This is a genomic window from Streptomyces sp. NRRL WC-3618 (genome assembly GCF_001280005.1).
Lineage (GTDB): Bacteria > Actinomycetota > Actinomycetes > Streptomycetales > Streptomycetaceae > Streptomyces.
On sequence record NZ_LGDW01000312.1, the window covers coordinates 1 to 385 of the forward strand.

Here is a 385-nt window from a genome sequence, read left to right on the forward strand (position 1 = left end):
ACCCGCACCAACGCCGCCTACGGCGACTGGGCCTTCGGCTCGGTGACCCTCGGCGACAAGGACGGGCACCGGGTCCGCAGCACCGTCGCCCTGCGCGCCACGCGGTTCGCCGCGCCGGCCACGGTCACCAGCGAGGAGGCGACCGGTTCGCTCACCCTCGCCCCGAAGGCCGGCTGGACGGGCACTCTCACCACCAAGGTGAGCGGCCTCCAGGCGGGCACCACCGAGACGGGCACCCTGACCGGCACCAACCGCGACTTCGGCCCCCCGCCGGCGACCCTCCCGCCCTCCGCGGCGAAGACGGAGCTCACCGTCCCCGAGGGCACCACCCTCGCCCGCGTCGCGATCCGCGCCGACGAGCACCTCGCGGGCAGCGACCTGGACC

Annotated in this window: 1 pseudogene; it reads left to right on the forward strand. The window is 76.1% G+C overall.

From position 1 onward, the window contains the following. Positions 1-385: pseudogene (locus ADL01_RS23955) on the forward strand (peptidase); the annotation flags it as partial.